9 protein-coding genes and 4 pseudogenes are annotated in these 15,170 nt (G+C 67.7%); 5 read left to right on the top strand and 8 right to left on the bottom strand.

The window, feature by feature from the left end; genetic code table 11:
- Positions 1–3 precede the first annotated feature (3 nt).
- A complete protein-coding gene (locus GAA2_RS20955) occupies positions 4–1,128 on the bottom strand; it encodes a DMT family transporter (protein WP_006436713.1) in 1,125 nt (374 codons plus the stop codon).
- A gap of 233 nt (positions 1,129–1,361) precedes the next feature.
- Between GAA2_RS20955 and GAA2_RS20950 the strand changes: the two genes are divergently transcribed.
- The 4 genes and pseudogenes from GAA2_RS20950 (at position 1,362) to GAA2_RS20935 (ending at position 5,901) form a co-directional block, all read left to right on the top strand.
- Complete coding sequence (locus GAA2_RS20950) at positions 1,362–2,546, top strand: ATP-grasp domain-containing protein (protein ID WP_006436712.1); 1,185 nt, start codon at positions 1,362–1,364, stop codon at positions 2,544–2,546.
- A 143-nt stretch (positions 2,547–2,689) separates the two neighbouring features.
- Positions 2,690–2,893 carry a hypothetical protein gene (locus GAA2_RS20945; RefSeq protein ID WP_006436711.1) on the top strand — a complete coding sequence of 68 codons (204 nt, stop codon included), beginning with the start codon at positions 2,690–2,692 and terminating at the stop codon, positions 2,891–2,893.
- Positions 2,894–3,003: 110 nt separating this feature from the next.
- Positions 3,004–4,584 (top strand): MFS transporter, encoded by a 1,581-nt coding sequence (locus GAA2_RS20940; RefSeq protein WP_040004793.1) that lies wholly within the window; start codon positions 3,004–3,006, stop codon positions 4,582–4,584.
- Positions 4,585–4,638: 54 nt separating this feature from the next.
- A pseudogene (locus GAA2_RS20935) lies at positions 4,639–5,901 on the top strand (oxygenase MpaB family protein).
- Here GAA2_RS20935 and GAA2_RS20930 read toward each other — a convergent pair.
- The 5 genes and pseudogenes from GAA2_RS20930 to GAA2_RS20910 all read right to left on the bottom strand — a co-directional run bounded on the left by GAA2_RS20930 (position 5,853) and on the right by GAA2_RS20910 (position 10,917).
- Positions 5,853–6,485 (bottom strand): hypothetical protein, encoded by a 633-nt coding sequence (locus tag GAA2_RS20930; protein ID WP_006436708.1) that lies wholly within the window; start codon positions 6,483–6,485, stop codon positions 5,853–5,855. The pseudogene GAA2_RS20935 and the gene GAA2_RS20930 overlap by 49 nt on opposite strands.
- A gap of 184 nt (positions 6,486–6,669) precedes the next feature.
- A complete protein-coding gene (locus GAA2_RS20925) occupies positions 6,670–7,383 on the bottom strand; it encodes a TetR/AcrR family transcriptional regulator (RefSeq protein WP_006436707.1) in 714 nt (237 codons plus the stop codon).
- A 44-nt stretch (positions 7,384–7,427) separates the two neighbouring features.
- A pseudogene (locus tag GAA2_RS20920) lies at positions 7,428–8,076 on the bottom strand (ABC transporter ATP-binding protein).
- The gene (locus tag GAA2_RS20915; RefSeq protein ID WP_159406014.1) at positions 8,073–8,966 is read right to left on the bottom strand and encodes an ABC transporter ATP-binding protein; all 894 of its coding nucleotides are present in this window, start codon (positions 8,964–8,966) and stop codon (positions 8,073–8,075) included. Before GAA2_RS20915 ends, GAA2_RS20920 begins: the two are co-directional and overlap by 4 nt.
- Positions 8,959–10,917: an ABC transporter permease gene (locus GAA2_RS20910; protein ID WP_191835033.1), complete on the bottom strand. Its 1,959-nt coding sequence runs from the start codon at positions 10,915–10,917 to the stop codon at positions 8,959–8,961. The genes GAA2_RS20915 and GAA2_RS20910 overlap by 8 nt, the downstream gene beginning before the upstream one ends.
- 129 nt (positions 10,918–11,046) lie before the next feature.
- Here GAA2_RS20910 and GAA2_RS20905 point away from each other — a divergent pair.
- Positions 11,047–12,065 (top strand): annotated as a pseudogene (locus GAA2_RS20905) (IS481 family transposase).
- Between the two features lie 180 nt (positions 12,066–12,245).
- Here the strand turns inward: GAA2_RS20905 and GAA2_RS20900 are convergent.
- A pseudogene (locus GAA2_RS20900) lies at positions 12,246–13,515 on the bottom strand (ABC transporter substrate-binding protein).
- A 341-nt stretch (positions 13,516–13,856) separates the two neighbouring features.
- Positions 13,857–15,020 (bottom strand): phosphatase PAP2 family protein, encoded by a 1,164-nt coding sequence (locus tag GAA2_RS20895; protein ID WP_191835032.1) that lies wholly within the window; start codon positions 15,018–15,020, stop codon positions 13,857–13,859.
- Positions 15,021–15,170: the final 150 nt, after the last annotated feature.

Genomic DNA, 15,170 nt, shown 5'->3' with positions numbered 1-15,170 from the left:
CGATCAGTTGCGCTGCGAGTCCCGTCTGCCGGCGGACCGGTGGTCGGACCCGGGGTCACCCGGGTGCGGCTCGACGGCCTCGGCGAGCGGGCCGGGCTCGAACGGTTCCCGGCGAAAGTCCTCTTCGAAGGCCTCTGCTTCGAACTCATCGGCATCGAAGTCGTCGGGAAGCCCGTCGGTTTCGTCCTCCGGCTCCTCGCGGCCGCGGCGCCAGCCGCCCTTCATCGGCGGGGCCTCGCCGAGGTGATCGGGGTCGACCGAGCCGTACCAGGCGACCAGCACGGCGCCGATGACCGCGCCGACGAAGCCGACGATGGCCAGCCAGCCGAGTCCCGGCTTGGCGGTGTCCTCGAGGAACACGACGCCTACGAGGCTCGGGCCGGCGGTCTCGCCGACCACCAGCACTGCGGTCACACCGTTGACCGCACCCAGTTGCAGGGCCACGGTCTGGACGTAGAAGCCGACCGCGCCCGCCGTGGCGATCGTCCATGCCGCCGGGTCGGTCAGGAGGGCGACGGGATCGAACGGTTCGACGCCGCCGAGGATGCGCACGGCGATGGCGATGATGCCGAACAGCAGACCGGCCGCGGCACCGCCGGCGATGGCGGCCGCGGCCGAACCGAGGTTGTAGACGCCGACGAGGGCGAACGCACACAGCGCGAGGGTCACGAGGAACAGGCCCCAGTGGAAGCCGATCTCTTCACCGCCGCCGGTGTGGTGCGACGACGAGACACCGAGAAGGCACAGCGACATCACGACGAGCCAGATGGCGACCCATTCGCGCGTGTGCAGCGCGATGTTGAGGATGATCGTCCCGAGGAGTGCCGTGACGACGAGGTTCGCGGACACGATGGTCTGCGACAGGAACAGCGGGAGGAACCGCGCGGCGAGCGATCCACCGGCGAAACCGATGACGACCATCGTGGTGCCGAGGATGAAGGCGGGATCGACGAAGGTGGACATCGTCGAGGAGATGGTGGGGGCACCGGTCCCGGTGGTGATGCCCTTGCCCTCCTCGGCGGCCGTCGCGGCGACCCGGCGCGCGCCGAGCGCACGGAGAACCGTCGACATCCCGTAGGCGACGGCGGCAAGGCATGCGGCGATGACACCGACCACGAACAGTTGCATGCCACCTCCAACCCGGTCCGGACGCCCGGTCTCGCCGAACATCCGGTCCGTCGTCCAACCCGATCGCGTGCCACTACGCGTCCGACCGGCCCGAAGAGACCGGTCGAGCGCAAACTAACAGGTCGAACCGACAGATCGGTACCGAATATTCCCGCGGTGTCCGAATTCCGTTCAACAGGCACGGGAACCGAGGCGTCGCGCCCGGGCACCCGGTACCCCCTACACTCTGTCGAGTGGACAGCGCCGGACGAGCTCATGTACTGATCACTTTCGGTCGGTCGTTCCTCTCCCTGGAACTCGCACGGCTCATGGCCGCGGGTGGCCACCGGGTGACGACCGTCGATTCGGTGGCCGTCGCGATCAGCAGATTCTCCAACGGGGTGAGCGACTTTCACCGTGTTCCGCCGCCGAAGTTCGAACCGCTCGCGTACTGTCGTGCGCTCGCGCGGATCGTCGAGGAGAACGACGTCGACATGGTGATCCCGGTCCACGAGGAGACCGACATCATCGCGATGCTCGCGGACTTGTTTCCGCCGCGATGCCGGCTCTTCCTCTCCGATTTCGACATCGAGAACCGGCTGCACCACAAGTACGAATTCCAGGAACTGCTCGTCGAACTCGGAACCCCGACGCGCAAGTTCGCGCGGGTCGCCGGACCAGAGGACGCCGGATCGCTCGATTTCGACAAGCCCTTCGCGCTCAAGCGGTCTTACTCGCGCGGTTCGCAGAAGGTGCACAAGGTGCAGCCCGGGGATCCGCTGACCTGGCTCGAGCACGACGAGCAGAACCCGTGGGTCGCGCAGGAGTGGATCTCGGGCGACAAGTACTGCACCTACTCGGTGTGCCACGAGGGCCGGATCTACGCGCACGCCACCTATCCGGTCGACTACGCCATCGACGGCAGTTCATGTCTGAACTTCCGGTCCGTCGACCATCCGCGCATCCAGGCGTGGGTCGCCGACATCGTCGAGCGAGTCGACTTCACCGGGCAGATCGGCTTCGACTTCATCGAGGACGGCCCTGACAAGGACCTGTTCTGCATCGAGTGCAATCCGCGCGCGACGAGTGGGATCATGATGTTCTCCCCGGGCGACGGCGTGGACCGCGCCTTCCTCGGCACCTCCGATCCCGACACCGAGATCATCACCCCCGCAACGGATGTCGACCGGATGATCGGACTCGGGATGATGCTCTACGGCTGGCGTGCCCCCTCCCGAAACGGCAGGTCCCTCCGCCAGTTCATCCGCGACTTCCGCGGGGCATCGGATGTGATCACCCGGCCCGGCGACCAGATGCCGGCGGTGATGCTCCCGTTCGCATACGCGGGCATCCTGCGCAGCTGTGCGAAGTACCGGGTCGGACTCGCCGAGGGGTTCATGCACGACCACGAGTGGGACGGTCTGCGCATCAGCCTCTGAGCCCGGTCCTCCTCGAATGTCCCCAAGATGTGGGACGCGATCGGGCACGCCGCGGCGTAGACTCAGGACCCAGCACCACCTGCGGCGATGGGTCACGTGAGCAGGTCTCGGTGCGGGGGAAATGTGCTCGAGGGGGCTCAATCATGAACAAGTCAACGATCACCCGTCGTCTGACCGTCGGTGCCGCAACGGTGGCCGCGGTGTGCACACTCGGACTCGCCGGAGTGCCGGCGGCGTCGGCTGCGCCCGCCCAGTCGCCACCGATCCAGCCGCAACAGGCCGTCGGTTCGCTGGCGATCTGCCTGGACATTCCGCTCGGCTCCTTGTCGTTCAGCGTCTGCATCTGACACACGACGATCCCGTCCCCGGGCTGTTCGGTGCCCGGGGCGTGGCAATTCCGTGCCGCTGACGCGTGGAAGCCCTGCTCGGGCAGTGCTTCCGCACGTACGATTCACCGATGACGTCGACGACGCCCGAGGTCGAAACAGGCACGGCACCGGCACGCGCGCGTGCGATTCTCATCGCGCTGATCCTCGTCGCGGGCGTGGCCAACATCAATCTCGCGGTCGCCAACGTCGCTCTGCCCGACATCGGCAAGGATCTCGACGCCAGTTCGACGCAACTGAACCTGATAGCCGTCGGGTACTCGCTGGGCCTCGCCGCATCGGTGTTGTACTTCGGTGCGCTGGGAGATCGCCACGGCCGCAAACGAATGCTCGTCTTCGGCATGGCACTGTCGATCCCGGCGTCGCTCGTGGCCGGGCTCGCGCCCACCATCGAGGTCCTCTTCGGTGCCCGCCTGGTCGGCGGTATCGCTGCGGGCCTGGCCTTCCCGACGACCCTCGCGGTGATCACCGCCCTGTGGTCGGGACCCAGGCGCACCAGGGCGATCGCCGCCTGGTCGGCATTCGGCGGGGCGATCTCGGCACTCGGCCCGTTGATGTCGGGTGCGCTGCTCGAGGTGTTCAGCTGGCACGCGGTGTTCCTGGTGACCCTGCCGCTGGCCGTTCTCGCGTTGGCGGCGGCGTGGCGGCTGGTGCCCACCGACACCGGTGACGAGGCGGCGGTCGTCGACAACCTCGGCGGTGTCGTCTCGATCGTGATGGTCGGCGCGCTGGTCCTCGCGATCAACTTCGCGCCCAACGGAGATCAGCGGCTCCAGGTCTACATCCTCGCTGTGATCGCGGTCGTCGCCGGTGCCGGATTCGTGTGGCGGCAACTGCGCGTGCGTGTTCCGCTCTTCGACCTCCGGATCGCGGCCCGACGCACCTTCTGGGTCGCCGCGGTCGGCGGGCTCATCGTCTTCGGCACGCTGATGGGCGCGATGTTCATCGGGCAGCAGTACATGCAGAACGTGCTCGACTACTCGACCCTCGCCGCCGGCGCGACGATCCTGCCCGCCGCAGGTGCGATGGTCATCGTCGCGCCGCAGTCGGCCAAACTCGTGCAGAGCATGGGATCGCGGTTCACCCTGCTGTCCGGTTACGCCTTCATCGTGGCCGGGCTCGTGTTCGCGATGCTGACCTGGGACTCCCACGCCCACTTCTGGCACGTCGGCCTGGTCTACGTCCTCGTGGGTGTCGGTGTGGGACTGGCCGGGACCCCGGCCTCGCAATCTCTCACCGGATCGGTTCCCGTCCAGCGGGCGGGTATGGCGTCGAGCATGTCGGATCTGCAGCGCGACCTCGGCGGGGCCATCCTGCAGTCGACACTCGGTGCCATCCTGACCGCCGGCTACGCGAACCAGCTGCGGGAGACCATCGCGGCGTCGCCGCAGGCCGACCAGATCACCGAGCAGACCGAAATCGCACTCACCAAGTCCTTCTCCAGCGCCGAGGTGCTTGCCGAACGCTATCCGCAGTACGCCGACCAGATCATCGGCGCCGCCCGGGACGCCTTCGTGCACGGAGACAACCGCGCCTACGGCGCCGCCGCGGCCATCGTGCTGGCGGGCGCCACGATCGTGTTCTTCTTCTACCCGAAGCACGACGGCGAGCGCGCGGCGATGGCGGAGTATGCGAAGCAGCGAAGTCTGTAGGCCGTCATCCGGAAAGTCTTCGGAAAGTGGCAACGCCCGTGTTCTCATTACTCCATGGAATCGATCCCGTCTGATCTGGTGAATGCCGACCTCGCGGTGCAGCGCTATGGCGAGGCCGGGCGGGTCTAGCTCGACCAGATGTGGCTCGCCGATCCCCTCGCCGAGGCGGTCGCGGCCGACTCGCACCCGGGCGGGTCGACGACCTCCGTGCTGCGGAACGCACTCGCCCACGGGATCTCCTCGCTCGACGAGTCCACCGATTCCATGCGCGCGCTGTTCGCCTTCCTCGACGACGAGCCGGCCTGGGCCGACCACGATCGGATGGCCCGGGCCGCGGATGCGCTCATCGTCAACACCGCACCGCTCGGCATCGTGCTGGGTGCGGCATCACTGGTACGCGGAGCGGGGAACACCATCGCCGCCAAGCCGCTCGCGATCACCGGGCGCTACGTGTCGCAGCCGGCGATGCGGTCGGTGGAGGTCGGGGAGTGGCTCAGCCAGGTCATCACGCCGGGCGGGATGCGCCGCGACGGAGACGGTTTCGCGTACACCGTGCGGGTCCGAATGATCCACGCGCATGTGCGGCAGATGCTGTGGAAGCGGGGCGACTGGGACGAAAAGGCCTGGGGTGTACCGATTCCACAGCCGTACATGGCCTTCACGATCGCCGAGTTCGGGCATATCGCGATCGACGCCATGCACACCCTCGGGGTCCGGTTCACCGATCGGGAACTCGAGGACATCTACCATCTCTGGCGTTACGTCGGGCATGTCGTCGGCATGAGTCCAGAACTGAATCCGAGCTGCGAGGCCGATCATGTCCGCATCGAGGAGCTGTATCGCCTGACGTCGCCGGGACCCGGACCCGATGATCACGACTTCGTGGTCGCGCTCACCGAGGACTATCTCGTCCCGGAACTCGCCAACGTGCTCCCCGGCCCGCGTGTCCTGCGAAACCGGTTGGCCACCACCGTCATGTACGGGTTGCAGCGGGTGTTCATCGGCGACCACGACGCGGACGCCCTGGGTATCCCGGACGGGACGATCAAGCACGTTCTCGGTCGGGTCGGTCCGGCCCTCGCATTGGCCGGCTCGGCACAGCGCCGGGGCGGCGCACGGCGAGCCCGTGCGCGGATCGAGAAGGCCTATCGCGTGCGCGATGCGGAGATGGCCCGGATGCGCGCCGACTACCGGGTCGGTCACGGCCTGGTCGACGCGGCGACGAACTCCGCATCGTCGGGCCAGCCGCCGATGGCCGAACCGGCGACTCAGCCGCCGAATTCGCCTGCGGCGGTGACATCCTCGGTCAGGCAGTAACCGATCGACGCCGGCTGCGTGAAGGTCCACCTCGTCTGATCCCCGGGGCAGGTGATCGATCCGTCGCCACGGCTGACCGTCTTGGCGATGATCGTGTTCGCCACCGGCGAGGTGCTGCATCCGACCTCGCGGTAGTCGGCGAGGTCTCCGCCGTTGAGTGGGATCTGATAGCAGGTGTCAGTCGCGAAATTCGGTGTCATGCAGAGCTTCTCGTCACCTCCGCTGAAGGTGAGGCTCGAGGTGTAGTCGGCGGTGCATTCCGCACCGGAACTCACCTTGTCGGCGGCGTAGAATGTCAGCCCCTCGGTGCCCTCGCAGTCCTCTTTGGTGGCGGCCACCTTGCCGTCGCCTTCCTCCTCACCGATCTGCAGGCACTCGCCGACATCGATGTCGGAGGCCTCCTCGACCGTCTGGGTGCCGACGCTGAAGCTGCACGCCGCAAGGGCACTGAAGCCCAGGCAGGCCACGATGACGGTGGCGCGGCGACCGATCTGCCACAGCGGCCGGCGCGGGCCGGGAAGCGGGCCGATCTCCTCGGTCTCGAGCTGATCGGTGTCGGACTGGATGTTCTGCGGACGCGACATGGTGTTCCTCTCCTGGGCGGCCGTGGTCCGGGGTACCGGGGCGGTTCGACCGCGGGGGTTCGTGTGACAGGAGAAAGAATCGCCCGACCCGCTTGCGGGAAACTTGGGGTCGACTTGTCCGGGTCTTGGATACGGGCCCGGGACCGGCCGCCGATCGTGCGGGCGACGCCGGGTGATCCGGCTGTCAGCGCTGTTCGAGGGACGCGTCGAGCGCTTGGAGTTGTTCCGGCCGGACGTCCCGGAGTACGGCCATGGTGGCGGTGACCGCGAGGTCACACGCCTCGTCGATGCCGGCGCCGTCGACGATGAGCGCACGGTGCGCGACGTCGAGGCTCATGCCCAGCAGCAGGGACGCGAGCGTGTCCGCGCTTGCCGCGATGTCGGCGCCTTGTTCGGCGTAGTTCTTTCGGAGCCGGGCGGAGATACGCGGTTCGAGCGCCGCGTACAAGCGCCGGTTGCCGCCTCCGCCCTCACTGCGTCCCATCAGCACGCGGAGGCCCGCGGGGTGATTGCGGGCGTAATCGAACAGGCACCGCACCGAATGGCGGGCACGCGCCCCGTAGGGCATGTCCTCGCTCTCGTCGTAGACGCGGAACATGAACGAGGTGAAGATGTCGAGTTCGCGGGCGATGACGCGTGAGACGAGCTCGTCGCGGGACCCGAAATGGGCGTAGAGGGTCACCCGCGTGGTGCTGCCGCGTTCAGCGATCGAGGTCATGGTCGCGCGGTCGGCGCCCACCTCGGCGATCACCTCGCAGGCGGCGTCCAGCAACTCCTCGTCGGTCGGGCGGTTGCGGGTGCTGCGCGCCGGGCGGTCACGCCCGACGCGCCGGCGAGCGGACCCGTCGGTCCCGTTCGCGTTCCGATCGTCGGTGTTCTGATCGTCGGCGATGACCACGTCGTCCCCGGATTCGTCGGTGGTGTCGTTCGTCGCGACCGGTCTCAGGAGGCCTGTTCTTCGATGGTGCGGCCGAAGTACGCGGCCTCCACCTTGTCTCGTCTGCTGCGCAGTTCGGCGGCGCTCGCCGACAGGGCCACCCGGCCGTGATGCAGGACTATCGCCGAGTCGGCGATCCCGAGCGCGCGACAGGCCGAGACTCATCTCGTCGATGAGCAGCACCCGCGGACGCGCGAGCAGGGCCTTGGCGAGGGCGAGCATCTGCTGCTCACCGCCGGAGAGGTTGCCGCAGTGCCGCGAACGCATGGTCTTCAGTTTCGGGAAGTACTCGAAGACGGTGTCGAGGTCGGTGCCGTTCTTGCATTTGGCGAGCCGCAGGTTGTCCGAGACCGACAGCTTGTGGAAGAGACCGCGGGTGTCGGGGACCAGGGTCACGCCACGGCGTGCGTTGCGTTCGATGTGGTGGTCGATCGGCTCGCCCAGCGCGGTGACGGAGCCCGACATCAGCGGCAGTGCGCCGACGGCGGCGAGCAGGGTCGTCGTCTTGCCGGCACCGTTGGGCCCGAGCAGGGCGAGGATCTCCCCGGGGCGGACCGAGGCACTCAGACCGCGTACCGCCGGCACACCGCCGTACCCGACGGTGATGTCGTCGAGTTCGAGGACGGGCTTCGCGGCGGAGGTGTCGGTGCTCATCGGTTCTCCTCGGGCGCGTCGGTGGGGGAGGGTTGGGTGCCGGTGGCGGGATCGGATGGGGCACCGGACGAATCCGCCGCGTCGAGTTCGGCGACGACATCCGGGTCGACCTCCGGGCTTCCCAGGTAGGCGGAGATCACCGCCGGGTCGTCCTGGATGGCGGCGGGTGTGCCGCTGGCGATGACCTTTCCGAAGTCGAGCACGTAGAGGCGGTCGCAGACGTCCAGGACCAGCGACATGTCGTGGTCGATGAGCAGGATGCCGATGCCGGTGGCGGCGATGCGCCGCAGTTCGGCGCCGAAGTCACGGCTCTCGTGGGTGTCGAGGCCCGCGGCGGGCTCGTCGAGCAGGACGAGCCGTGTCCCACCGACCAGCGCCCGGGCGACGCCCACCAACTTCTGTTGTCCCAGAGTGAGTTCGCCGGGCAGCTGATCGGCGGCGTCGCGCAGGCCGACCAGGTCGAGTGCCCGATCGATGGTCTCGGCGGGCGGCCGCGAACCGTTGACGACGTCGGACAGCATCGCGCGCAGACCGACGGGCTGGACGGCGACGGCCAGGTTCTGGGAGACGGTGAGGTCGGTGAACAGCTCACCGGCCTGCCACGTGCGTGCCATACCCGCTCGGCGCCGACGGTGCGGCGACGCCTTCTCCAGGCGTTCACCGGCGAGTGAGACCGTGCCGGTCGCCTTGGTGAACCCGGTGACGGCGTCGACGAAGGTGGTCTTGCCCGCGCCGTTGGGGCCGATCAGTCCGACGATCTCGCCGGCGCCGACGGTGATGTCGACATCGGAATTGGCGCTGACTCCGCCATATCGGACGGAGAGCCCGCCGGTTCGGAGCAGCGCGGTCCCGTCCAGGACGGCGGTATCGGATGCGGTCGACTCAGACATGGACACCTGCCTGTGTGCTCTGCGCCGCGCCGGGCGCCTCGGTTTTGGGGTCTGGTTTCCGGTGCCGCAGGGCCCGGATCTTGTCACCGAGTTCCGACGCCGCCCCGGCCACGCCGACGGGGTTGAGCACAGCCATCAGCAGGAGGCTGCCGGCGGCGATGAGTTCGTAGTACTCACCGAGACTGAGGGTCTGGGTGAGGAACACATAGCCGACGCCGAGCGGACCGATGATGCCGGCGATGACGGCGCCGGCGAACGAGGTGATGCCGCCGACGTAGGTCATCGCGAGCAGGGTCAGGCCGATCATGACGGTGAACGAACCGGCCGAGAGCTGCCCGCGGCTGTAACCGATCAGACAGCCGCCGATGCCGGCGAGGAAGGCCGACAGGGCGAAGCCGAGGAGTTTCGTTGCGGCGACGTTGATCCCGACCGACGCCGCGGCGCGCTCGTTGGAACGGACCGCGAGGAACGCGCGGCCGGTCGAGCCGCCCATGAACCGAAGGACGACGAGGGTGGCGATCGCGACGACGACGAGGACCATCAGCGCGAACCGAAGGGTGACGAGATTGGTGCCGTCGCGTACCCCGAGGTCGATGCCGAAGATCGTCGGGTCGGCGATCATGTTGCCCTCGAATGCCGTGATGGCGGGGTTGTTGAACACGAAACTCTGGATCGCCAGTGCCGCTGCCAGGGTCACCACCGCGAGCTGCGCGCCGCGGATGCGGAGGGCCGGGACGCCGACCAACACGCCTAGACCGGTCGCGATGAGTGCCGCGAACAGCATGCTGAACGGGAACGGCACGTTCCAGTTGGTGGTCAGCTTCGACAGGGCGAATCCGGCGGCACCGGCAAAGGCCATGGACGCCAACGAGATCTGGCCGAGGTAACCGGTCAGCAGAACCAGCGACAGGGCGATGAGGGAGAGGATCACCGAGGTGACCACGCCGAACCGCCAGGTGCCGGAGGTGAGCAGGATCGCGATGACGACGGCTGCGATGATCGCGACGGTCGGGATGATCCGGATGCGCGGGATGCGCACCGCGGGCATGCGCACCTCGCCGAGCGATCCGCGCGACGGGATACGGCCGCCGAGGAGGAACAGTGCGACGACGACGATGACGAAGGGCACGGCGTCGCCGAGCCCGGACTGCGCCCATTCCGGCCACCAGCTCTTGGTGGCGAGCCAGGAGATGACCGACTGGAAGGCCCCGAGCACAAGGCCTGCGGCGCAAGCGATCCCGAAGGACGTCAGCCGCCCGACCAGGGCGACGGCGAGCGCGGGGATGACGAAGAACGTGTAGCTCGTGACGGTCAGCCCGATGGTGAACGAGGCGAGCACGACGATCAGACCCGTTGCCGCGCCGGTGATCGCCCACACGATGGCGGCGAGACGGTCGGGGGAGTAGCCGGACAGGCGGGCGGCGAGTTCGTCCTCGGACCCGGCGCGCGTCGCGACACCGAGGGTGGTGAGCCGGAAGTAGGCCCACAGCAGCAGGGACACCGCGATGGCGACGCCGGCGAGGATCAGATCGGAGACGTTGACGACGGCACCGCCGATCTCGACGGTGGTTTCCGGCAGGATCGACTGGGCGAAGAGGTTTTCCGTGTCGAAGCGCAACTGGACGAGGGCCTGCAGGAACAACATGAGACCGACCGACGCGACCACCTGCGCCAGCACGGGCGCGTGTCGCAGGGGCCGGAAGACGAGGACATGTGCCAGCAACGCCCAGACCACGGCACTGACCACACCGAGGATCAGTGCCAGTTCCATCGACGTGGGGTTGTCCTCACTGCCGAGACTCACGGTGCCGATGGGCAGGACGAGACTCCCGTCCGCGCGTAACGCCGCGACGAGATAGACCGAGTAGAGGCCGATGGCCCCCTGGGCGAAGTTGATGATGCCGGTGGCGGCATAGATGCCGACCAGGGATGACGCGAGTACCGAATAGATGGCACCGGCGGCTAGCTGTACTGACCCGGGACGTTAGGTACGGGGTTCGGCGAGTCGGCGTGACATAGGGAAGACCTCCGAGTGAGGTGTGGAGCTGTCTAAGAACCGCTCCTCAACCCGGAGGTCTTCATGTCTCACCGTAATTCACCGTTGTCCCCGACTGGCCGGCTGCGTCTGGCTCGGTGTGTTGTCGAGGATGGGTGGCCGCTGCGGCGTGCCGCGGACCGTTTCAATGTCTCGGTGACCACGGCCAAACGGTGGGCCGACCGCTACCGCGACCACGGGCCCGCAGGGATGGTTGACCGCTCAAGCCGGCCCCGCTCATGCCCGCATCGCACCACCCGTCGCCGGGAACGCCGGGTGGTGGGGTTACGCGTGTCGCGCCGTTGGGGACCAGCTCGGATCGGGTTCCACCTGGGGTTGAACGTGTCCACAGTCCACCGCATCCTCACCCGGTACCAGTGTGTGCGGTTGTCGTGGACCGACCCGGCCACCGGAGCACCGGTGCGTGCACGACGACGTGAGGTTCGCCGGTATGAACGCGAAGCTGCCGGGGACTTGATCCACGTCGACATCAAGAAGCTGGGCAGGATCCCCGACGGTGGTGGGCACCGCGTGCACGGCCGCGCCCGAGGCGGCCGCAATTCCAGTGCCCATCGCGATCCGTCCCGGCCCCGCACCGTGCATGGCCGCCCCAACCTGGGATACGCCTACCTGCACCACGCCGTCGATGATCACTCCCGATACGCCTATTCGGAGATCCTCGCTGATGAGAAGAAGGAAACCGCGACCGCGTTCATGACCCGGGCCTTGGCCCACTTTGCCTCGATCGGCGTCACGACCACACGGGTGATGACCGACAACGGGTCCTGTTACCGGTCCAGAATGTTCCGGAAACGATTGGCCGACAACGGGATCAAACACAAATGGACACGACCGTACCGGCCGCAAACCAACGGCAAGGTGGAACGATTCAACCGCACACTGCAAGAGGAATGGGTCCTCCGCCCGCCCCTACAACAGCGAGACCGAACGCGTGGCCGCCTTCGACGAGTTCCTGCATCTACAATCACGAACGCGGCCACACCGCACTCAGAGGCGACTCACCCGCCGACCGCGTACCCAACCTGGCGGGTCAGTACAGCTAGCCCGAGGAAGGCGAACTGGAGGAACTGGCCCATGTGGCGTACTCATTCGTTCGGCGCGTGCATCTCACGCGGTCGGATGGCGCGGACGGGTGGACGCGCCACCCGGAGATCGGTTCGTGGAGAGCGGGTGCGGTGGGACGCGCCTCGGGTCGAGGCCCGCCCCACCGCGCGGTGTATCGCTCAGTAGGCGCCCGGGATGCGCTGGAGCGCTGCCGGGAGCGGGGTGATGAAACCGCCGGTGGCGGGCTCGGTCTTCTTGTCACCGACGACGTTGAACAGCAGCATCTCGGTGGTGCAGTTCGGGCTCGTCGTCTTGCCGCAGGTCAGCTTCGGGCCGATGAAGGACTGGTAGTCCTTGATCGCCTTGAGGGTGCGCAGGACGCTCGGTCCGGTGTACTCGGTGAGCTTCGCGTTGCCGACCGTGGTCGCGAAGTCCGCGAGGATCGAGAACGTGCCGTAGGCGTAGAAGCCGGCGGTGCCGTTCTGATCGTCGATGAACTTCTGTGCGGTCTCCAGGTTGCCCTTGACCTCCGCTGGGGTGGCGTCGAGGGCGGGCGGCTGCCAGAACGGAGAGTACGTCTGTGCGCCGACGGCCTGCGCGCCGAGGGTGTCGATGAAGTCGGTGCACGCGGCCATGAACATGGTCCCCTCGTACTTCACCGAGCGCAGCGACTGTGCGAGCTTGGTGCAGACGTTGTCGTTGGGGGAGGTCATGAGTCCGGCGGCGGCCGGATTGCCCTCGGCGAGCTGGCTGGCCAGCTGCGTGAAGTTTGGGCCGGTCGGCGGGTAGTAGACCGACTTCACGTCGATGCCGAGCTGTGCGCCGAGCGGTTTCATGAGCCCGTCGAAGACCTGGTGGGCCTGGGGCAGATCCGCGTTCGCCAGGGTCAGCGACGTCTTGCCCTCGGCTTTGAGCTGCTGCATGAAGCCGACGAGGAACGCAGCCGGCGGCGGACCGAAGTACACGCGGTTCGCCGGCGATGCCCCGGTGATGGTGCTGAACGGGATCTGGCCGACCAGCGGGAGTTTCGCGGCGGTGAGAATCGGTACGGCGGCGGCGGATTCGGCGTTGAAGCCGTCGATCGCGGCGACCACGCCGGCCTCGACGAACTGGTTGGCGCAGGACACCGTCGACTCGGGTGCGGTCTGGTCGATGCCACAGTCGACGATCTCGATGGGACGGCCGTTGATGCCGCCGATCTGGTTGTTGATGTAGTCGACGGCCGCCTGCTTGCCGGTCGTGACCCCGGGCTGGGTGGCCGGGCCCTTCGAAGGGTTGAACAACCCGACCTTGATCGCTTCGCCGGAGGCCTTGGCGCCGCTGGAATCCGCGGCGGAGCCATCCGATCCGCCGTCGTCGCTGCTACACGACACGACCGAGAAGACGCACGCCGCGGCGACGAGCGACCGCCGCCAACCGACCGGCTCTTCGAGAGTTCGACAAACGCATGTTTCGACTGCCTTTCCCGATGATCTCCGGGCACGACGAAGCAGCCCGAGAACGAGGGCATGACGACATCGCCCCGGCGGGGCTTGAGGGTGATTGAGTTCGTTAACCCAGTCGTCGGACTGGATCCGAGATTCGGCACCGTCCGCCCTGGTCACGGGCGGTGAGTCCCCGTCGGGTGTGACGTGGACCACCCGAGAATTAGCCGTATCCTTACGGTGGTGTCAAGCTGTTCCGGCAAACTGGACTCACACTGGTCCGATCGGCACGCCGAACTGGTGCGTTCGGCGAGTTCGCAACGCGCAGTGGGGCAAACGATTCAGTGAGAAAAAGTGGGCGGGTCGTCAGTGAACGGTGACGTCGCCGTCGCGGTCGACGGTCACGCGCGCGGTGTAAGCCCGCACGAGGTCGAGTCGCTGCCAGGAGGCGCGTCCCGGCCGCTGGTCGTCGAGTGGGTACCCGGCGGGATGTGCGGTCGCGACGAGGATCTGACGACGCTGTGCGTCCGACAGCGACGGGAAGGCCGGTGCGATCATGTCGACGGCCTGCTGCGGAACGACCATCCGATGGGTGGGTGAGGCAACGCGACCGAAGCCGTACGTGATGCGATCGGTGTAGATGCGCCTGGCCTCGGCGTCGGTCAGATACGGGGTGTCCTGCTCGATGCAGATGGGCAGCGGGGCGCCGCAACGCCATTCGAGTTCACGACGGATCTCGGCGGCGGACGCGCGGAGCAGCCGGTTGAAGCCCGGGTCGTTCCACCGGTCGGCGGCCGCCGCCTGCCCGACCATCGCGCCCCCGATCACGTCGAGCGGGTAGTGCACACCGAGGACGATGCGGTGATACCCACCCTCGGAAGCGCGCGTGAGGAACTGCGGGGCGAACTCGGGAAGCATCAGCGCGAGAAGGGTTCCCCGCCAGAAGAACATACCCGCGTGTCCCGACGGGAAGGACGGATTGGTTCCGAGGGCGTCGTACTCGTTCGTGCCGGCGCGGGTGTACTTCCGGATTCGCGTGGGGGCGACGACGAACGGACGGTCGTTGTCGAACACGTACTTCTCGACGAGTGTCGTGTTGGCGAGGCCGCCACCGCGAGCCAGGTAGTCGCTGAAGATCGCCTTGGACTTGGGCAGCCGGCCGGCGGCCAGTGCGTCCCGGAAGTGGCGTCCGAGCTGTTGCCCGAACGCATCCGACATCGTCACGAGCGGATCGTCGTGGGCGTCGGTGAGGGCGCGTCGCTGCAGGGCGGGGTCGTCGGCCGCGGCCTGGTTGATCGCCACCACCTTGTCGAGGTTCTGCGCCATGATCTCGGGATGGTCCCGGCGCAGCGCGCTGAACGTCTCGATCGGTTGTAGGTAGATGCCGCCGGGGAATGAGGAGACGTCCGACGGGTAGAGCCGTGCCAGGTCGCCGATCGGGAACGGCGCCGGTGCGGGCTTCGCGGGTGCGGCCTGGGTGGGGGCGACCAGTGCGGCGGTGGCGGTGACGGCGGCAGCGGTCGCGATCAGCGGCGCCAGCAACCGCGCGACGGTCCGTCGCCGCGGGCGACGTGCGGAACTGGTGCGGGGCCGGGCGTCGCTGTCGCGGGTCACCCCTCGATCCTAGAGGTTGTTCGCCGGACAAACGGCCGGGGCGTCGGGGTGCCTCCTGCCGGACTC

Source organism: Gordonia ajococcus, assembly GCF_012974285.1.
Classification (GTDB): domain Bacteria; phylum Actinomycetota; class Actinomycetes; order Mycobacteriales; family Mycobacteriaceae; genus Gordonia; species Gordonia amicalis.
This window is presented reverse-complemented; position numbering and strand designations above follow the sequence as displayed.